This is a genomic window from Pseudomonas oplopanacis, from assembly GCF_057128725.1.
This window is the reverse complement of the sequence record NZ_JBSKHV010000007.1, coordinates 108,421-128,461: the sequence shown is the minus strand read 5'-3', so window position 1 is coordinate 128,461 and position 20,041 is coordinate 108,421. Positions and strand designations below refer to the sequence as shown.

General features: G+C 59.5%; 13 protein-coding genes. 7 read left to right on the top strand and 6 right to left on the bottom strand.

Annotated features, from left to right (window positions below; translation table 11 throughout):
* Nucleotides 1–11: 11 nt before the first annotated feature.
* Entirely contained in the window at nt 12–1,514 is a 1,503-nt protein-coding gene (locus tag ACWKV5_RS15990; protein WP_483842028.1) for an ATPase domain-containing protein, read from the bottom strand.
* 114 nt (nt 1,515–1,628) lie between these two features.
* A complete protein-coding gene (locus tag ACWKV5_RS15985; RefSeq protein ID WP_483842027.1) occupies nt 1,629–2,684 on the bottom strand; it encodes a HEAT repeat domain-containing protein in 1,056 nt (351 codons plus the stop codon).
* A 184-nt stretch (nt 2,685–2,868) separates the two neighbouring features.
* Between ACWKV5_RS15985 and ACWKV5_RS15980 the strand changes: the two genes are divergently transcribed.
* The 3 genes from ACWKV5_RS15980 to ACWKV5_RS15970 are packed head-to-tail and all read left to right on the top strand — an operon-like array spanning nt 2,869 to nt 6,164.
* Nucleotides 2,869–5,004, top strand: coding sequence for an FUSC family protein (locus tag ACWKV5_RS15980; protein ID WP_483842026.1), 2,136 nt, complete (start codon nt 2,869–2,871; stop codon nt 5,002–5,004).
* On the top strand, nt 4,994–5,194 hold the full coding sequence (locus tag ACWKV5_RS15975; RefSeq protein ID WP_007949274.1) for a DUF1656 domain-containing protein: 201 nt from the start codon (nt 4,994–4,996) through the stop codon (nt 5,192–5,194). The genes ACWKV5_RS15980 and ACWKV5_RS15975 overlap by 11 nt, the downstream gene beginning before the upstream one ends.
* Nucleotides 5,195–5,198: 4 nt before the next feature.
* The gene (locus ACWKV5_RS15970; RefSeq protein WP_483842025.1) at nt 5,199–6,164 is read left to right on the top strand and encodes an HlyD family secretion protein; all 966 of its coding nucleotides are present in this window, start codon (nt 5,199–5,201) and stop codon (nt 6,162–6,164) included.
* 208 nt (nt 6,165–6,372) lie between these two features.
* On the opposite strand, the gene ACWKV5_RS15965 is transcribed toward ACWKV5_RS15970, so the two are convergent.
* The 4 genes from ACWKV5_RS15965 to ACWKV5_RS15950 all read right to left on the bottom strand — a co-directional run bounded on the left by ACWKV5_RS15965 (nt 6,373) and on the right by ACWKV5_RS15950 (nt 13,488).
* Complete coding sequence (locus tag ACWKV5_RS15965; RefSeq protein WP_483842024.1) at nt 6,373–7,794, bottom strand: efflux transporter outer membrane subunit; 1,422 nt, start codon at nt 7,792–7,794, stop codon at nt 6,373–6,375.
* Nucleotides 7,791–10,985 carry an efflux RND transporter permease subunit gene (locus ACWKV5_RS15960; protein WP_483842023.1) on the bottom strand — a complete coding sequence of 1,065 codons (3,195 nt, stop codon included), beginning with the start codon at nt 10,983–10,985 and terminating at the stop codon, nt 7,791–7,793. The genes ACWKV5_RS15965 and ACWKV5_RS15960 overlap by 4 nt, the downstream gene beginning before the upstream one ends.
* Nucleotides 10,986–11,000: 15 nt before the next feature.
* On the bottom strand, nt 11,001–12,254 hold the full coding sequence (mexE, locus tag ACWKV5_RS15955) for a multidrug efflux RND transporter periplasmic adaptor subunit MexE (protein WP_059182991.1): 1,254 nt from the start codon (nt 12,252–12,254) through the stop codon (nt 11,001–11,003).
* A gap of 316 nt (nt 12,255–12,570) precedes the next feature.
* Nucleotides 12,571–13,488, bottom strand: a complete 918-nt coding sequence (locus tag ACWKV5_RS15950) for a LysR family transcriptional regulator (protein WP_059182990.1) — start codon at nt 13,486–13,488, stop codon at nt 12,571–12,573.
* 267 nt (nt 13,489–13,755) lie between these two features.
* On the opposite strand from ACWKV5_RS15950, the gene ACWKV5_RS15945 reads away from it, so the two are divergent.
* The 4 genes from ACWKV5_RS15945 (at nt 13,756) to pgm (ending at nt 20,022) form a co-directional block, all read left to right on the top strand.
* Nucleotides 13,756–14,778, top strand: a complete 1,023-nt coding sequence (locus ACWKV5_RS15945; protein ID WP_483842022.1) for a zinc-dependent alcohol dehydrogenase family protein — start codon at nt 13,756–13,758, stop codon at nt 14,776–14,778.
* 558 nt (nt 14,779–15,336) lie between these two features.
* The gene (locus tag ACWKV5_RS15940; protein ID WP_483842021.1) at nt 15,337–16,797 is read left to right on the top strand and encodes a hypothetical protein; all 1,461 of its coding nucleotides are present in this window, start codon (nt 15,337–15,339) and stop codon (nt 16,795–16,797) included.
* Between the two features lie 67 nt (nt 16,798–16,864).
* Nucleotides 16,865–18,265, top strand: a complete 1,401-nt coding sequence (locus tag ACWKV5_RS15935; protein WP_483842020.1) for an aminotransferase-like domain-containing protein — start codon at nt 16,865–16,867, stop codon at nt 18,263–18,265.
* A 110-nt stretch (nt 18,266–18,375) separates the two neighbouring features.
* Nucleotides 18,376–20,022, top strand: a complete 1,647-nt coding sequence (gene pgm / locus ACWKV5_RS15930; RefSeq protein WP_483842019.1) for a phosphoglucomutase (alpha-D-glucose-1,6-bisphosphate-dependent) — start codon at nt 18,376–18,378, stop codon at nt 20,020–20,022.
* The last annotated feature ends 19 nt before the right edge of the window (nt 20,023–20,041 follow it).

The following is a 20,041-nucleotide window of genomic DNA, read 5'->3' as shown; positions in this document are numbered from 1 at the left end:
CTCGACAATACTCACCGGACATCGTCCTGGAGCAGTGGCTGGCTGGCGCCGAGATAGGTCGGCACGCCGCGTAATACACCCTGGAACGCATCCAAAGGTTCACCGATGGTCATGCCCCGGCTGCCGATGCGGTATTCGCGAATGGTTGATTCATGGCTGCCGGTGCGTTTCTTGATGATCGAGATCGCCCGGCGAACCTTGCCCAGGGCTTCGAAGTAGCGCAACAAAATCACCGTGTCGGCCAGGTACGTGATGTCGACCGGCGCTTGCATGTCACCGACCAGTCCGTGTTGGGCGACCGTCATGAACGTCGCGGCGCCTCGGCGATTGAGGTACAGCAGCAATTCGTGCATGTGCAGCACCAGCGCGTTTTCCTCGGGCATCGCGGCCTGATAGCCATTGATGCTGTCGATCACCACGGTCTTGATTTGACGCTCATCGACACAGCGACGCACCCGGTGGGAGAACTCGCCGGGGGACAGTTCGGCTGCGTCGACTTGCTCGATCAGCAGGTTGCCGGTGTCTTGCAGGGCCTGCAGGTCGATGCCCATGTTTTTCATGCGTTCGAACAGCAGCCCCAGCTCTTCATCGAAAATGAACAGCGCGGCTTTTTCGCCACGGGCCACGGCGGCAGCGGCGAAGATCATCGAGATCAGCGATTTACCAGTACCGGCCGGCCCCAGGATCAGCGTGCTGGAACCGGTCTCGATACCGCCGCCGAGCAGAGCGTCCATTTCCCTGATGCCGCTGGTCAACTGTTGGCGGATATAGCCACCGCGGTGTTCGGCTGCAACCAGACGCGGGAATACATGCACGCCGTCGCCCATGATGGTGAAGTCGTGAAAGCCGCCGCGATACTTCTGGCCGCGGTATTTCACCACGCGGATGCGTCGGCGTTCGGCGCCATAGTTCGGTGTGAGTTCTTCGAGGCGAATTACGCCGTGCGCGACGCTGTGTACGGTTTTATCGAGGGATTCGGTGGTCAGGTCATCCAGCAACAGCACAGTGGCGTCGTAACGCACAAAGTAGTGTTTGATCGCCAGGATCTGCCGCCGATAACGCAGTGAGCTCTGGGCCAACAGGCGGATTTCGGACAGGCTGTCGAGCACCACGCGCGTCGGTTTGACCCGCTCGACCACTTCGAAAATCTGTTTGGTAGCTTCACCCAGTTCCAGGTCCGAGGAGTACAGCAGGCTTTGCTGGTGTTCGGCGTTGAGCAGGCTCTCTGGCGGGGTCAGCTCGAAGATGTGGATGTTCTCATCCAGCTCCCAGCCGTGGGACAGCGCGCCTTGACGCAGCTCACGCTCGGTTTCTGACAAGGTGATGTACAACGAGCGTTCGCCGGCTCGAGCGCCGGCCAACAGGAAATGCAAAGCAACGGTGGTTTTGCCGGTACCGGGTTCGCCCTCCAGCAAAAATACATGTCCACGAGACAAGCCTCCGGCCAGGATGTCATCCAGACCTTCGATGCCGGTGGCGGCTTTTGCACTGAACAGCTCGGTTGATGTAGACAAGAAAAACCCTCTCATGACCAGGGGAAGCGAGACAGCAGGCTTGAGGTGCCTGTTTGGACTGCCTTTTCTCTTGACCCTTGGCCGTGCCGACGGTTCAACGAAATTTCGTGGTGATTAAAGCCCTTGCTGCAACGCGGGGTCATCCGGGTTGAGCTGTTCCAGTTGCGCCAACAGGATCTGCACGTTCTGCAACTGTCCGCTTTCTTTCCAGTAATTGATCAGCAGCACGCGCGCCTTGCGGTCGGACGGGTGGCGCTGGACGATCTCTTGCAGCTGTTTCTGTGCGGCTTCCAGCTCCTGTTCAAGGTGCAGGGTGGTCGCCAGGTCGTAGCGATAATCCTTGTTGTCGGGCTCCAGCTCCACGGCTTTGGAAAGCCCGAGCACCGCAAACTCACTTTGCCCGTGGTGCAGCAACCAGAGCCCCAGGGCATGTTGCAGGTAGGCCGAGTCGGGTTGCGCTTTCAGCTGTTTCGCCAGCAATTGGCGGGCGGCATCGCTTTGACCTTGCCGGTCGAGCACATCGATCTGCATCACCAGCGCCGGCAGATTGTTGGGGTCCAGTTGCAATGTGCGCTCCAGCGCCGCCTGCGCCTCTTTCAATTCAGCGTTGTGCAGGTGCAGGCGCGCCAGTTGGTATTGGTTTTGCGCGCTCGGCGGCTGACTTTTCAGGGCCAGCTCCCAGGCGTCAATGGCTTGCTCCAGCGGCGCGAAATACAGGCCCAGGTCATCCGGCGACAGTCCCAGCAGTGCATTGACCGCTGCAAATCGCACGCTTTCTACGCTGTCGTCGAGCAACGGGCCGATCAACAGGCTGCGTTGCCCGGAGGCCACCAGGCCGCTGATGCTTTTGATCGCAGCGATTCGTACGTTTTCATCAGGATGTTGCAGGTCCGCGTCCGCCAGTTTCAGCGCCAGCGGGCTAGGGTAGTTGGGGAGTTCGGCATGCAGCCAGATGCGCCGCTTGGGCGACAGATCAGGGCGAGCCAATTGCTGGTACAGCACCCGTGCGGCCCCCGGCTGACCGGAGCGTGCCTGGGTCAACGCTTCGCTGTAACCGCGTTTGATCGCTTCGGGCACCTCAGGCGTTGTGCTGCGCAGGAGCAACCAGGCAATAACGAGGGCAAACAGCACACAGAGACTGATGAGCAAGTAGCGGCGGGACTGGGGCATGCAGGAATCCGGGAGCTGGCAAGCTTTTGCAAAGGTCGTCAGCTTCGGTCAGGTGGGGCTGTGAGTCAAATCCTGAGGTGGCTCGATGTCGACGATTTTGCCTACGGGCTCCGTCGACATTGAAACCTGTCGAGGCCTTGAAGCAGTGACTACGCTTGCTGAAGGTGAATCGAAGAGTGCTCCCATGCAACCGCTGCTTCAATACTTCAAGGCAATCCTGAACCCCGGGCCCGGTGTGCTGCTGTTTGCCTTGAGAACCATTGTGGCCGGGTTGCTGACCCTGTACCTGGCCTTCCTGTTCGACCTCGATCAACCCAAGTGGTCGATCATGGCGGTGGTCATCGTCAGCCAGCCGTTGGGCGGCATGGCACTGGCCCGCAGTCTCGGCCAAGTCATCGGCACCACCCTGGGCGCTGTCGCGGCGGTCGTGATCATGGCGATCTTCCCCCAGGCGCCGTTGCCTTTCATCATCACCCTGGCGCTGTGGCTGGCACTGTGCACCGCCGGTGGCACCCTGTTGCGCTACACCAGTTCCCAGGCGTTTGTGCTCAGCGGATACACGGCGGTGGTGATTGCACTATTGGCCGTGCCTGATCAGGACGGCACCTTCCTGCTGGCGGTGACGCGCTTGACCGAGACGCTGCTGGCAGTGGCATGTGTCTGCGTCGTCAGCCTGCTGACCGCACGCCCCGAGACCGTGGCCCGGAGCTACTTCGCCAAGATCGATCAGGTCATCAAGTTGCTGGCGACTCACGCCGCGGCGGTCATTCGAACCGAAGAGAGCGAGGCCGATTTTCATCGCCGACAAATGCAGCTGTTAGGCGAAATCAGCGTCCTTGAAGGATTGCGCCGGCATCTTTATTACGATGCCCCCCGATTACGTAGCGCCGATGACCTGGTGCAACTGCTGGGCAACCAACTGGTGTTGCTGACGTCCCGGCTGACGGCGCTGCGCCACCAGCGTGAGTTGCTGGCCGAGCGCTGGAAGGGTGATCTACCTCTGGAAATACAACATTTACGCGCCGAAGAACTTACGTTTTTGGATGAACTGGCCGAAAAGGGTCGCTCGCTGTCGGCCGATGCTCGTCATCATTTTTCGGCGTTGCAACAACGATTTGATGATCAGGCTTACAAGGCAGAACAACTGACCGAAACAATGCCGGCCACATTGCGCTCGCTGGCGTGGGCCCTGCGCTGGGAGCAGGCGCGGTTGTTACAGCAACTGGAACAGATTCTGGAACTGAGCGACGCCATTCAGGAGGAACGCCAGGCCAGCTGCGTCTACCGGGGGCAGGAGAATCCGCTGCATCTGGATTTCACCCTGGCGGGGATGAACGCCATCCGGGCTTTCACTGCGTTGCTGGTCGCCGGGCTGATCTGGGTCGAGACCGGCTGGGACGGAGCGCGAGCCGGGATGGTGCTGGTCGGGATTCTTTGTTCGCTGATGGCAACGTTCCCCAGACCGCTGCTGGCGGCGCAAAGCTATGCAAGGGGGCTATTCCTGGCGTTGATTGTGTCGGCGCTTTATCAATTCATGCTGGTGCCCATGATCAGCGATTTCGAGCTTATGGCGTTGCTGTTGGCGCCGTTGCTGTATGCGGTCGCGGTAGGTCTCTCCGCACCTGCGACCACCGGGACAGGCATCGGTCTTGGGTTGTCGACCTTTCTACTGTTGGGGCCACAGAACGTGGGTATCGGGCAGAACACCGCGTCTCAGTGGTTCGAATTTGCCGGTGGCTATATCAGCGCAACGGTCCTGGCATTGAGCGTCTTCGCCTTGATCTTCCCGTTCCGGCCCGTTCTGCGGATTCGCCGGCTGTTCAAGGAAAACGCTGAGCAGGTCTACGCCTTGATGAAGACGCCGGCCACCGATGAACAGCAATTTGCCTTCGAAAGCCGCATGGTCGATCGACTGACCATGATGCTGGGGTTACTGCCGGCGACCAGCGACAAGCAGTCCGGCGAATTATTTCAGGTCAGCCTCGGGTGCATGGCCCTGGGCGTTGCATTGAACCAGCTCAGGCAACAGGGGCAGGGCAATACCTTGTTGAGCTCGGAGCAACAGCAACGGTTGTTGGCTGCGGTCCGCGATTGCGCAAGATGGGTGGCCGGGCGGCCCGGGACAGACGCCGATCGGCTGCTGGGGGAATTGCGCGTCCTGGGCGACGAACTGGACGATTTGCACCTGATGGTTCACGAACACCTGTGGTCGGTGTTCCGAATGCGCGTGGCGCTGCTGATCGTGGAGTCGTTCGTGCGGCGATATCACGAGTACTTTCAACCCGTCGTCGCAACAGGAGTGCCGGCCCTTGCCCATTGATTTTGAACTGGGTGGCGTGTACTTGCCGCCCATCGCCCAGGCTCTGTTGTTGGCGCTGCCGATTTTTCTGGCACTGGACTGGGGGTTGCGCCGCCTCGGCGTGCTGCGTTTCGTCTGGCATGAAGCTTTATTCGAGGGCGCATTGTATGCCTGCGTGTGCGCGACGCTGATTCTGGTAATGGGAGCTTGATGCCTTGAAGAAATACCTTCCCCGACTCGCCACACTGGTCGTTGTGTTGCTGGCGTTCATTCTTGGCTGGTTTGCCTGGGAGCATTACACCCGGGCCCCATGGACCCGGGATGCGCGGGTTCGCGCTGACGTGGTGACGCTGTCTGCCGATGTCTCGGGGCGCATCGTCAAACTGGGTGTACAAGACAACCAGCATGTTGAGAAAGGCCAGTTGCTGCTGGAAATCGACCCGGCCCGCTACACCCTGGCAGTGGATCGTTCCAAACGCTCGGTGGAAGTGGCGAAAGCTTCACTCGGGCAGTCGCAGGCGTCGATTGTGGCCAGCGAAGCGTTGCTCAAACAGCGGCAGAGCGAGGAACAACGCCGGCGCACGCTGAAAGAACGCTCGGCCGTCTCTGGCGAGGAATGGGAAAAAGCCAGCACGGAGGTGTCTGTGGCTCAGGCCGATCTGCTGCGTAACCAGGCCATCCTGGTATTGGCCGAGGCCAACGTGCAACTGGCCATCGCGGCATTGACCCAATCCGAACTGGACTTGCAACGCACGCGCGTCGAATCGCCCGTCACCGGTTTTGTCACCAACCTGCTGACCCGTCAGGGCGACTACGCCACCGCCGGCGGCCCGTTGTTGGCACTGGTGGACAGCGATTCGTTTTATGTCAGCGGTTACTTTGAAGAGACCAAGTTGCCGCGAATCGCAGAAGGCGACCGGGTCGACATCGAATTGATGAGCGGCGAAAGCTTTGGCGGCACCGTGCAAAGCATCGCTTTCGCAATCGCCGACCGGGAAAACCTGCCCGGTGGCCGCTTGCTGGCCAACATCAACCCCAGCTACACCTGGGTCAAACTGGCGCAACGGGTGCCGGTACGGATAAAGATTGATGATGACTATGCCGGCAAAAACCTCTTGCGCGCCGGCACAACCGCCACCGTAACCGTCCGCGAAAACCGCAATGACAAGGCAACCCACTAAGCCATGTGTGAGCGAGCCTGCTCGCGAAAGCAGAGTCTCTGGCGACATTGATGTTGAATGTGCCGGCGTCTTCGCGAGCAGGCTCGCTCCCACAGGGGAATTGTGGTGGGTTGCAGGATCAGCAGGCGAAAAAAAGCCCCGCGACCGAATGAGACGCGGGGCTAAAAAACTGGTTGGTTGCGACCAACCAAAGGAGCTCTTTAACAACTTACTTGCTGGCGACTGTCTCCGGTTGCCAGCCACCGCCAAGGGCTTTGTAAATCGCGACAATGCCGCTATACAGCTCGGTTTCGGCCTGTGCCTGGGTGTCTTCCGCCGCCAGTCGCTCGCGCTGAGCGTCCAGCAGGACGAGGAAGTCGGTACCGCCTTCGCGATAGCGAATTTCGGCCAGGTCGGCGGCGGCGCGGCTCGACTCGCTCTGACGAATCAGTGAGATCAAGCGTTGCTGACGCTTGCCGTAATCGCTGAACGCGTTTTCCGACTCTTCCAGTGCCAACAGCACTTGCTGCTCGTAGCTGGCCAGCGCGCCTTCCGCATCCGCATCCGCACCGCGAATACGGGCCTTTACACTGCCCAGGTCAAACGCGGCCCAGGTGATGCTTGGGCCCAGTGCCCAGGCATTGGCGGCCGAGGAACCGATTTGCGAACCGCGTCCTGCCGTAAAACCGAGGAAGCCGCTGAGGCTGACCTGTGGGAACAAATCAGCCGTGGCCACGCCGACACGGGCGGTGGCAGACGCCAGTTTGCGCTCGGCGCTGAGGATGTCCGGACGACGTTGCAGCAGTTGACCGGGATCACCAATTGGCAGCGCTTTGGCGATTGCCGGCAGGTTCTTGGGACTCAAGTCGACCGTCAGCTTGTCCGGGCGCTCACCCAGCAGGGTGGCGATACGGTTTTTCTGCCGAACCTGTTCGGCCTGCAATTGCGGCACGCTGGCTTCGACGGACGCCAGGCGCGCGTCGGCGCGCTCCACATCCAGCTGATCGCCGACGCCGGCATCACGCAGGCTGATGGTGATCTTGCGCGACTCCTGTTGGTTCTCCAGGTTCGCCAGGGCGATTTTTTCGCGCAGTTGGGCACCGCGCAACTGACCGTAGGAATCCACCAGTTCGGCAATCATGGTGACTTGCAGTTGGTACAGGTCGGCCTCGATGGCTTGCTGTTCGGCGTTGGCCGATTCCAGGTTGCGCTGGATACGGCCAAACAGGTCGATTTCCCACGCCATGTCCAGGCCCAGGTCATAGCGTTCGCTGTTGACCCGTTTGGTGGTCTGGCCTGGGATTTGCCCCTTGCCCAGGTCGCTGCTGGCCCGGCTGGTGATGGTTGGCATGGCGTCATTGCTGATGTCGTCGCGAATCGCCCGAGCCGCTTTCCAGCGGGCGAAGGCCACGCGCAAATCACGGTTGCCTTGCAGGGATTGAGTCACCAACTGATTAAGGGTCGGGTCCTCGAACTGCTGCCACCAGATGCCTTCGAAGTGCGAACGGTCGAAGTTTTTCTGGCCGGCAGCGCCATCGGTAGCGGTGGTGATATGGGCCGGTTCAGTCGCAGGGGTCTTGTAGTCCGGGCCGACGGCACAGGCACTCAGGGCCAGTACCAGCAGGCTCGGAAGAAAGGCTTTCAAGCTCATTGTTGCGACTCCAGTTGCTTTTGAAGATTCAGCGCCTTGGCCGCTTTGCGCTTATCACCGCGCTCCACAAAGTTGCGAATCAATACGTAGAACACCGGCGTCAGCAACAGACCGAAGAAGGTTACCCCGAGCATCCCGGAGAACACCGCCACACCCATGGCATGACGCATTTCGGCACCGGCACCGCTGGAGAACACCAGAGGCACGACACCCATGATGAACGCGAAGGAGGTCATCAGGATCGGCCGCAGACGCAGTCGGCAAGCTTCCAGCACCGCAGCGAGCGGGCTCATGCCTTCGTCCTGCTGTTTGTCCTTGGCAAACTCGACGATCAGGATCGCGTTCTTACACGCAAGTCCCACCAGTACGATCAAGCCGATCTGGGTGAAGATGTTGTTGTCACCACCCGAAGCAATCACACCGGTAATGGCCGACAGCAAGGTCATCGGTACGATCAGGATCACCGCCAGTGGCAGGCTCCAGCTTTCGTACTGAGCCGCGAGTACCAGGAACGCCAGCAGCACGCAGAGCGGGAACACGAACAGCGCGGTGTTGCCGGACAGAATCTGCTGGTAGGTCAGGTCGGTCCATTCGTAGGTCATGCCGTTCGGAAGTTCATCCTTGAGCAGTTTCTCGATGGCTTTTTCGGCCTGGCCAGAGCTGTAGCCCGGGGCGGCGGCGCCGTTGATTTCAGCGGTGATGAAGCCGTTGTAGTGCATCACGCGGTCCGGCCCCGAGGTGTCGCTGACATTGATGAAGGTCGCCAGCGGGATCATCTCGCCTTTGTTGTTGCGCACTTTCAGCTGACCGATCTGGTCCGGTTCAAGACGGAACTGTTGTTCAGCCTGAACGTTGACCTGGTAGGTACGACCGAAGCGGTTGAAGTCGTTGGCATACAGCGAACCCAGGTAGATCTGCAGGGTGTCGAAGATGTCACTGACAGCCACGCCATGAGTCTTGGCTTTTTCCCGGTCGATGGCGGCATCGACCTGCGGCACGTTCACGGTGTAGCTGGTGAACAGGCCGGCCAGTTCCGGCACATTGTGGCTTTTGTTGATGATGTTAATGGTTTCTTTGTACAGCTCGTCGTAGCCGAGGTTGCCCTTGTCTTCGATCTGCAGGCGGAAACCACCGATGGTGCCCAGACCCTGTACTGGCGGCGGCGGGAAGATCGCCATGTAAGCTTCCTGAATCCCGGCGTACTGACCGTTCAAGGCACCGGCAATTGCACCGGCCGACATGCTCGGGTCTTTACGCTCGTCGAACGGCTTCAGGGTCACGAACACGATGCCGGCGTTAGGACTGTTGGTGAAGCCGTTGATCGACAGGCCCGGGAAGGCCACGGCGCTTTCCACGCCTGGCTGTTTCAGGGCCAGGTCGGACATGCGTTTGATCACGTCTTCGGTACGGTCCAGGCTCGAAGCGTCCGGCAGTTGCGCGAAGGCCACCAGGTATTGTTTGTCCTGGCCGGGTACGAAACCTGTCGGGGTGTGCGCGAAACCGAAGAAGGTCAGCACCATCAGGCCTGCGTACAACAGCAGGGCAATACCGCTGCTGCGGATAACCCGGGCTACGGTGCCGACATAGCCATGGCTGGCGCGTTCGAAGAACCGGTTGAACGGACGGAACAGCCAACCGCCCAATAGTTTATCAAGCACTTTGGTAAAGCGATCTTTCGGCGCATCGTGGCTCTTGAGCAGCACAGCGGCCAGGGCAGGGGACAGTGTCAGCGAGTTGAACGCCGAGATCACGGTCGAGATGGCAATGGTCAGGGCAAACTGTTTGTAGAACTGGCCGGTGAGTCCGGAAATGAACGCCGCCGGGATAAATACCGCACACAGCACCAGCGCCGTCGCGATGATCGGCCCGGTCACCTCTCGCATAGCTTTCTTGGTGGCTTCTACGGGCGTTTCTCCCAGCTCGATGTGCCTCTCAACGTTCTCCACCACCACAATGGCGTCGTCCACCACGATACCGATCGCCAGTACCAACCCGAACAACGACAGGGCGTTCAGCGAGAAGCCGAACAAGTGCATCACCGCAAACGTGCCGATCAGCGACACCGGCACGGCTACCAATGGAATGATCGAGGCGCGCCAGGTTTGCAGGAACAGAATCACCACCAACACAACGAGAATCAGTGCTTCGAAGAGGGTGTGAACAACGGCTTCGATGGAGCCGCGAACGAAGATCGTCGGGTCATAGACGATGCTGAAGTCCATGCCTTCCGGGAAGTTCTTCTTCAGCTCGGCCATCTTGTCGCGCACTTCGTTGGAGATTTCGATCGCGTTGGAACCAGGGCGCTGGAAGATCGGGATCGCCACCGCCGGTTGGTTGTTCAGCAACGAACGCAGGGCGTATTGGCTGGAACCCAGTTCAACGCGGGCAATGTCTTTCAGGCGAGTGATTTCACCGTTATCGCCGGAGCGAATGATGATGTTCTCGAACTCTTCTTCAGAAACCAGACGACCTTGAGTGTTGACCGACAGCTGGAAAGCGGTGGCGTTCGGCGCAGGTGGAGCACCCAGTGCACCGGCTGCCACTTGACGGTTCTGCTCACGAATCGCGCTCACCACGTCGGTGGCGGTCAGGTTGCGTGAAGCGGTCTTGTTCGGATCGAGCCAGACGCGCAGCGAATAATCGCCCATGCCGAACAACTGCACATCACCGACACCGCCCAGACGCGCCAGCTCATCCTTGATGTTGAGCAGGGCGTAGTTGGAGAGGTAGAGCATGTCGTAGCGTTTGTCCGGCGAGGTCAAGTGCACAACCATGGTCAGGTCGGGCGAAGCCTTGTCGACGGTGATACCGATGCGCGTCACTTCTTCTGGAAGTTTCGGCTCGGTACGGGTTACCCGGTTCTGTACCTGCACCTGCGCGTTGTCCAGGTCAGTGCCCAGTGCGAAGGTGATGGTCAGGGTGATCTTGCCGTCAGCGGTGGACTGCGAGGACATGTACAGCATGTTCTCGACGCCGGTGATGGCTTGCTCCAAAGGAGCGGCCACGGTTTCACCGATGACTTTAGGGTTGGCACCCGGGAAGTTGGCGCGGACCACAACGGTCGGCGGCACGACTTCCGGGTATTCGCTGATTGGCAACTGGAACAGTGAGATGGCGCCGGCGATCAGGATCAGCAGCGACAGCACCGCTGCGAAGATCGGCCGTGAAATGAAGAATTGGGAAAAATTCATCGGAGTCGTTGTCCCTTAACCGCGTGGAGTCGCAGCAGCCAGTTTCACAACCTCACCCGGCGCAACCTTGGCAGGTGCGACTTGGGGCAGGTTGCTGGCTTCCAGCGCTTGTCGTTGTTGAGCCAGGGCCGCGAGGGTTTGTTCGCTGGCCATCGGGATCACTTCAGGGGTAACCGGCGAGCCTGGGCGAACCCGTTGCAGACCCTTGACGATGACGGTGTCATCCTTGTTCAGGCCGTTGCGCACGATGCGCAAACCTTCGATCTTCGGTCCCAGTTCGACGGCGCGGTAGGCCGTCTTGTTGTCGGCGTCCATCACCAGTACGAATTTTTTACCCAGATCGGTACCGACGGCTTCATCGTTGATCAGCACGGCGGAGTAGGTGCCGCTGCCGACCAGTTTCAGGCGAGCATAAAGGCCCGGGGTGTAGCTGCCGTCGGCGTTGTCGAAGACTGCACGACCACGGATGGTGCCGGTTTTCGGATTGACCTGGTTGTCGACGAAGTTCATCACGCCCTGGTGCGGGTTGCCGTCTTCGTTGGACAGGCCCATGTAAACCGGGGTGGTGGCGCCGCGTTTGCCTTGGCGAGCGAGTTGGGTGTACTTGAGGAATACGCGTTCGTCAGCGTCGAAGTAAGCGTAGACCTTATCGGTGGACACGACGCTGGTCAGTGGGGTGGTGTCGGCGGTCACCAGGTTACCGGCGGTGATTTCCGCACGGCTGACACGACCACTGATGGGTGCGGTAACACGGGTGAAGCTCAGATTCAGTTTGGCCAGGTCCAGTTGCGCCTGCAGGGCTCCGACAGCGGCGCGGGCTTCTTGAGCGGCGCTGGTGCGCGAATCGGCCAGTTCGGCGGAGATCGCGTTGCTGGTGCGAAGACGTTCGCCACGCTGGGCTTCGTTTTCACTGCGAGTGGCGTTGGCGCGGGACTGGGCAACCAGGGCTTCGAGGCGGCGAACCTCAGCCTGGAACGGGCGTGGGTCGATCTGGAACAGCAAGTCGCCTTTCTTGACCAATGCGCCTTCAGTGAAGGCCACGTCATCAATCTGACCAGAGACCCGTGGACGAATTTCTACGGTTTCCGGCGCTTCAAGGCGCCCGGTGAATTCGTCCCACTCGTTGATCGGTTGTTCCAGCACCTTGGCGACGCTGACCTTCGCCGCGGGCATGGTCGCGGCAGACTCCGGCGCCTTGCCGCAGGCGCTCATCACCAGTACGGCCAACATGGCCAATGGGAAGCGCAAATGTTTGAGTGACTGTTCCATGGATGCATCCGCCAATGTATTGAGAATGGACGGATGATGAGCGGCGAGGGTGTATCTCACGAATCGAATGAAGCGAAGGTAACTATCATTCGGAATGATATGAGGCTCGGGCGAGCTCTCTAGCATGCACCTTTGGCTAATCTGTGATCAATTGAATTGATGACAATTCAGTGTTGCAGGGAATGCAAAGGACGGACTTGAAACTGTGTGATGGCTTTCGCGAGCAGGCTCGCTCCCACAGGGAAATGCATTCCAATGTGGGAGCGAGCCTGCTCGCGAAGAGGCCAGAAGCCTCAACTCAAACTCAGTATCAGTATCAGGCGAGACTATCCGGATCCCCAAAGAACATCTGAATCCGCGACCGCAACCAGCGCTCACCCGGATCATTATCCTGCGACCCGCGCCAGGCCATGTGCAGTTCAAAACTGCGCACCGGCAGCGGCGGGTCTTCAGCCCGGACTCCGCCAGCCGCGGTCAACGCTTCGGCGGTGTAGTCCGGCACGGTCGCCACAATGTCGGTCCCACTGATGAGCGTGCTCAACCCGTTGAACTGTGGCACCGCCAGCACGACATGCCGTTTGCGCCCGAGCTTTTCCAGTTCGTCATCTATAAAGCCGCTCAGGTCACCGGCGAACGACACCAATGCATGCGGCCGGGCACAGAAATCATCCAGGCTCAACGGCCCCGGCACGGTGTCGGCGCGCAATAGCTTCGGCATGCTGCGGCGCAGCACTTTGCGCTTGGCGTTGGCCGGCAGATCGGCGGTGTAGCTGACGCCGATGGAAATCTCGCCCGACGCCAGCAGGCTCGGCATGAGGATGTAGTTGGCGCGACGCACCACCAGCACGATCCCGGGCGATTCGGCACGCAGGCGCTTGAGCAGCATCGGCAGCAGGGCGAACTCGACATCGTCCGACAGGCCAATGCGGAATACCGCCGTGCTGGTGGCCGGATCGAATTCCGCCGCACGGCTGACGGCCGTGGAAATGGAGTCCAGCGCGGGAGAGAGCAGGGCAAAGATTTCAATCGCCCGGGCGGACGGCTCCATGCTGCGACCGGTGCGCACGAACAGCGGATCATCAAACAGCCCGCGCAGGCGTGAAAGCGCCGCACTGATGGCCGGCTGGCCGAGAAACAGCTTCTCTGCAGCGCGGGTCACGCTGCGTTCGTGCATCAATGTTTCGAAAACGATTAACAGGTTCAGGTCGACACGACGCAGGTCATTACGATTCATCTGGAGTCCTGGCAGAGTCATCAAGCTTGACGAGAGCGGCCATATGAGAACAATGGCCGGCATGAATCTTACGGGGAAAGGCTGCTACTCTGCACCGTGTAATTCAGTTTTCCTTAAAGACCGCTTCGATTTTCACGACATTTGATGATGTCGCCGGTGCTGCGGAATCAATGACAGGCATGTCGACTATTAATAGCCACTGATAGTCTTGGGTAGAAAGCCCAGATAGAGTTCATGGCATTAGAGGTTACTTTGACGAGGTTTGCGATGTCCCGCACGATCCGTTTTCACAAGTTTGGTCCAGCCGAGGTGCTCAAATGCGAAGAGCATGCGGCCGCACTTCCTGCTCCGGGCGAAGTGCAGGTGCGCGTCGAGGCGATTGGCATCAGCTGGTATGACACGCTTTGGCGCCAGAACCTGGCGTCGTCTCACGCTCGTCTGCCTGCCGGCCTTGGCCAGGAAATGTCCGGCGTCGTGACGGCGCTCGGCGAGGGTGTCGATGACCTGGCAGTCGGTGACAAGGTCGCCAGCTTCCCGTCCCAAAGCCCGAACGACTATCCCGTGTACGGCGAGCAGATTGTTCTGCCGCGCTCGGCACTGACCCGGTATCCGGACGTGCTGAATCCGATCGAAGCGGCCGTGCATTACACGCCGTTGTTGATCGCTTACTTTGCTTATGTCGATCTGGCACGGATCAAACCCGGGCAGTTCGTACTGGTGACTGACGCCAGCCATTGTGCCGGACCTTCGTTCGTACAACTGGGCAAAGCCTTGGGTGTACGTGTGATTGCCGCCACCAAAACGGCGGAAGAACGCGACAACCTGTTGGCACTGGGTGCCGAGAAAGTCATCGTCACCGAAGAAGAAGATCTGCTGATGCGGATCAACAAAATCACCGATAACCGCGGTGTGGATGTGGTGTTCGACGGGTTGGGCGGGCCACAGATGTCACTGCTGGGCGATGTGCTCGCGCCACGTGGCAGCCTGGTGTTGTACGGCCTGCAAGGCGGCAACCAGACGCCGTTCCCGGCCTGTGCAGCGTTCCAGAAGAACATTCAGTTCTTTGTGCACTGTATCGGCAACTTCACCGGCAAGCCGGAATTGGGCATCATCCAGGACGAGGTCGCATTGCAACGTGCGTTGCGTGACATCAACCAGATGACCGCTGACCGCGTCCTGCTGCCGCTCAAGACTCGGGTCTTCCCGTTTTCCGAGTTTGTCGAAGCACACCGCTACATGGACGAATGTCCATGCCGCGAACGGGTGGCCCTCCAGGTCGAACCTGTGTAAAACGCCCCAAAAAAAGTCCGTGCCTGCACGGACTTTTTCGTTTTCCCTCCGAAAATATGAGGCTCCCGTCAATTCGTGACGGGTCAGTTCAGCAACTGAACTGGTTTTTGCCCTCAATCTGTATCTTCTAATCATCATATAAGCCCCGATAATTGAATGATTACTTTCATCTCAAGGAATGAGCTATGGCCAGGTATCGGGCAGATACTTTTCAATGCGCTCCAGCAATACAAACTCAACAATTAATGAGTTATCGGTCAGTTGCCGAAAAAACACAGGTAACTTCTTTCTTTATTTGTCGTGCTACTTGTCTGTGGGACGCTGTCAGATATTTCCTAGGACGCCTCGAGCCAGCGCCAGGCGCCCGCGCTGCTTGGGCTGGCGGGCTATGGCTGACAGAAGGATTAACGGTCAGTTCGAATCATTTCAAATAATGACTAAAAACTAAGTGTTAGCATTTGATATCAGGCACAACACTTTCATCATGACAGCAACCGATTGCGCAATGCATAGCGTTGTTTGCGTGACATCGAACCTATGAGTAACAGGTAAACAATGATGACCAATACCCATGATCAGGCAATGAACTATGTTTATCAGCAAGTACTGCAGCGACTACTGAGTTTCTTTTCACGAGCCGAGCGAACGGCGTTGCAGCTGATGATTCAGCGCGTGGTGGTCGCCGCCGGGGGCATGGAACGTATTGGCGAGTTCAAGGTGCTGACGATCCAGTCCGGGACCCGCGACAGTTGTTACACCCTTGCGCTGCTGCGTGCCGCGCAGTTGAGCATTGCCGGCCGGGCGCCGGCGACATTCCAGCTGCGGGTGGCGACCTTGCGCTCGAACGGCGCCTCTTCGGCGGCGCTTGAAAACATCCATCGCAGCTGCAGTGCGTTATTTCTCTATGATGATCCTCGGGTTGAGGTACTGATGGTCGATAACCGCGAGGTCTTGCCGTTCAATCATGCGGCGGCGGTCTCTGAAGCCGGTCACGAGTCAAATCGCCTGAACCTGTTGATGGTCGGCCACCGCCGAACCTGGGACGACCCCCTCGACCTGTGGGATGACGGCTACCTGACATCCGGCGAATTCCATGGCCAGATTGCCCGTTGGGACCGCGGCGTCGATGCCTTGCTCAGCAGCGATTCACCGCGCCAGCAAAAACAGTTCATGGATGGATTGAACCGTGCAGCGGTCAAGGCCGGTTTCACCCTGCCGGATCAGCCTCAAACCGGCTATGAGCAGCTCTTCGCGCGGCTCGATGAACTGGGCAGCGATTGCTTTCGTGAGTTTTATGTCGGTCATGAACAGCCGGCGTGGCGTCCCGCAGAACGTTTTGAGGCGTGTCGCCGCGCGACATTCATCGACATTCACGACATGCTGGTGAGCAACCTGGAGGAGCGCTGGCCGCTGCTCACGGAGTTCCTCAAGTTTCAACCGGATGGGTGGGCGCCCCAGCTCAGCGATAACGAATACGTGAGCCCGGCGATTTGCGCCCACCTGCGGGGGTTGCAAGCCAGCTTCGTACAGGGTCGGACCTATGAAGCCGGCATTGCCGATTACCTGCAGCGGGTTTTGGTGATGATGCGCCGCAAGCAACTCCCGGAGCATGTGTGCGAGTTGGCGTTGCAGACGTTCGGCGCTCCGGCAACCCCGTCAGACCAACGCGAACTGGCGGCAGCCGAGGCGCAAAAGAAACTCGGCCTGAACGAAGCTCAACTGGTGTGCTTGCTGTTCGCGCCCTTTGTCGAGAACGGCGCATCGCTTGAACGTTTTCTGCGCCAGTGCCATCCCGGGATGCTCGTGGCGCTACCCGAACTGCATCGCGCAATGCAGGGCAAGCCTGCGCCCGAACAGGTGTTGCAATGGATGGTCGACGTCAGCGGATTGCCTGTCAGCCTGATCGGTACGCTGTATCGCATGGGGCCGGTGGCCGGCGGCGTGACAATGGACGCGGGGCTGCAAGCCAATGCAATGGCCATTGACGCCGTGACGGGCGAACGGTCAATGGGGCGTTGAAAGTGCGTCATTTTATAACGCCCACCCGAATGCATCGGGCTGCGCCCAGCGTGTTCGGTCCTTGCCCATGAAAGGCCCCCGAGAAACCGACTTCGCTTATCAGGCGGTGTACCGCTACCTGACCCATCTGATCAGCGAACCGGTCAGCGACACCCGCGTGCGACTCCCTTCGTTACGGCAGTTGGCGGAGCGCCTGAGCGTGTCGATCTCGACGATTCAGTACGCGTATTCGCTTCTGGAAAAAGAAGGGCGCGTCTATTCGGTGGCCAAATCCGGTTATTACGCATTGCCCGTGTCGTTTATACGGCCAGCGTGCATCGGCAATGACTTGCTGGAGACGGTCTATGTGAACGCCAGGCGTCCGGGAATGCTGGTGTTGAGCGCCGATGAGCCCGCGCTGCTGCAGCCGTTGGACAGCCCGCTGTTGCTGCTTGAGAGAGAACTGTTGCGCCAGTATCCGCGCCAGCCGCAACCGGCGTCTCAACCCTGTGGCGAAAGGGAGCTGCGCGCAGCCCTGGCGGCTCGCTATACCTCATCCCCGGCACGCTGTTGGCATGCCGACGACGTCTACATTGGCGCCGACCTGCGTGGCGTGCTGGAAATATTGATCGCGGTGCTTTGCCTCAAAGACGCCGTGGTCGTGGTGGAGTCGCCCTGCGACTGGACTATTTTGCGGTTGTTTCAGGATAGCGACGTGCAGGTCATCGAGTTGTCTTTGCAAGCGGATGGCGGCCTGGACCTCGACCATCTGCAAGCGCTGCTGGAAACCGAACCCGTGAGGCTGGTGATGCTGTCATCCGGCCTGAACATGCCGCGCGGCAGTGTGGCCGGTGCAAGCAACAGGCTTTCAACCGCGCAGTTGCTGGCACGGCACGGCTGTTGGGTGCTGGAGAACGACTGTTACGGCGAACTCGAATTTGAACCCGATGGCCCACGGTTCCGCGATTTGCTAGACCCGGACCGGCTGATCGTATTTTCCACATTCGAGAAGGTCATCGGGCCTGAAGCGCCTTACGGCTACCTGCTTTCGCGGCAACTGCGGGGCGAACTTCAGCGGCACTTTCTGCTGCGCTCGTTCCGTTTGTCGCCGATCCGCCAGAAAGCCATCGCACGCCTGTACAACAATGGGCGCATCGATCAGCACTTGTTGGTGCTGCGCCGGCTGCTCAAGGAGCGCAAAGTGCAGATGACCCAATTGCTGGAGGAGCGACTGGCAGACGCGTTGCACTTCGTCGATCCCCAGGGCGGCGCAACGGTCTGGGTGCGCTCGTTGCGTCCGGTCAATGTACGCGGCGTGTTCCACCGTCTGCTAAAGCAGCAGGTGGTGGTGGCGCCCGGGGAATTATTCAGCTTGCGCGGGCTGCATGCGCAACATTTGCGGCTGAGCCATACCTTCGGTGGCGAGCATGACCTCGGCGGTGCACTGGGCTTGCTGGGGGATGCCTTGCGTCTGGAAGCGATCGATTGAGCGACGCGGGACAACATCCTCGGCCCTCATGGATCTATAACATCGCGTTGCGGTCGAACTGCCAGTAAACTGCCTTCAATTCCTGAACCACTCAATTTCAGAGGTTTTGCATGACACTCAGTCCTTTTGCGGGCAAACCGGCACCGGCAGAATTGTTGGTCGATATCCCGCGACTGGTAACGGCCTATTACACTGGGCAGCCTGACGCCGCCATCTCAACCCAGCGTGTAGCCTTTGGCACTTCCGGTCACCGGGGCAGCTCGTTCGACCTGAGTTTCAACGAGTGGCACGTCCTGGCGATCAGCCAGGCGATCTGCCTGTACCGAGAAGCCCAAGGCATTGACGGACCGCTGTTCGTCGGGATCGACACTCACGCCTTGTCTACGCCAGCGGGTGCCAGCGCCCTGGAAGTGTTGGCTGCCAACGGCGTCACCGTGATGATTGCCGAAGGGGACGAATACACGCCGACCCCGGCCATTTCCCACGCGATCCTTTGCTACAACCGTGGCCGTACTTCCGGTCTGGCGGACGGTATCGTCATCACGCCGTCGCACAACCCGCCGCAAAGCGGTGGTTACAAGTACAACCCTACCAACGGTGGTCCGGCCGATACCCACATCACCAAGTGGATCGAAGCCAAGGCCAACGAATTGCTGGCCGCCAAACTCGCTGGCGTCAAACGCATCAGCTATGAGCAGGCGCTGAAAGCCAGCACGACCCATCGTCACGATTACCTCAACACCTACGTGGCCGATTTGATCAACGTGATCGACTTCGACGCCATCCGTGATGCCAAGCTGCGTCTGGGCGTTGATCCATTGGGCGGAGCAGGGGTGCGCTACTGGTCGGCGATTGCCGAGCATTACCGTCTGGACCTCGACGTGGTCAACACACAGGTCGATCCGACCTTCCGCTTCATGACCGTCGACTGGGACGGTCAGATCCGCATGGACCCATCGTCCACCCACGCGATGCAAGGCTTGATCGGTCTGAAAGATCGCTACGACGTTGCGTTTGGCTGCGACCCGGATCACGACCGCCACGGCATCGTTACGCCGTCCGGTGGTTTGTTGGCACCTAACAACTACCTCGCGGTATCGATCGATTACCTGTTTCAGAACCGTCCGCAATGGCGCGCCGACGCTGCCGTGGGCAAAACCGTGGTCAGCAGCGGCTTGATTGATCGCGTGGCCAAGCGTCTGGGCCGTCGTTTGTATGAAGTGCCGGTGGGTTTCAAATGGTTTGCCGACGGTTTGTTCGACGGTTCCCTGGGCTTTGGCGGTGAAGAAAGCGCCGGTGCCTCGTTCCTGCGCAAGGACGGCGGCGTCTGGAGCACTGACAAGGATGGCTTGATCCCGGCATTGTTGGCCGCAGAAATGACCGCTCGCACCGGCCGCGATCCAAGCCAGGCCTATCGCGCGTTGACCGATGAACTCGGCGAGCCGTTCTCGGTGCGTGTGGATGCCAAGGCCAACCCTGAGCAGAAAGCCTTGCTGAGCAAGCTGTCGCCGGATCAGGTCACCTCGACTCAACTGGCGGGCGAAGCAATCCAGAGCATCCTCAGCCATGCGCCGGGCAATGACCAGGCGATTGGCGGCTTGAAGGTCATGACCGAAAATGGCTGGTTCGCGGCACGTCCGTCGGGCACTGAAGACATCTACAAGATCTACGCTGAAAGCTTTGTGAGCGATGACCACCTCAAGCAGTTGGTGGCCGAAGCTCAAACGCTGGTGGATGGCGCAATCGCCGCCAAGTAATCCAGGCAGTAAAAAGGGG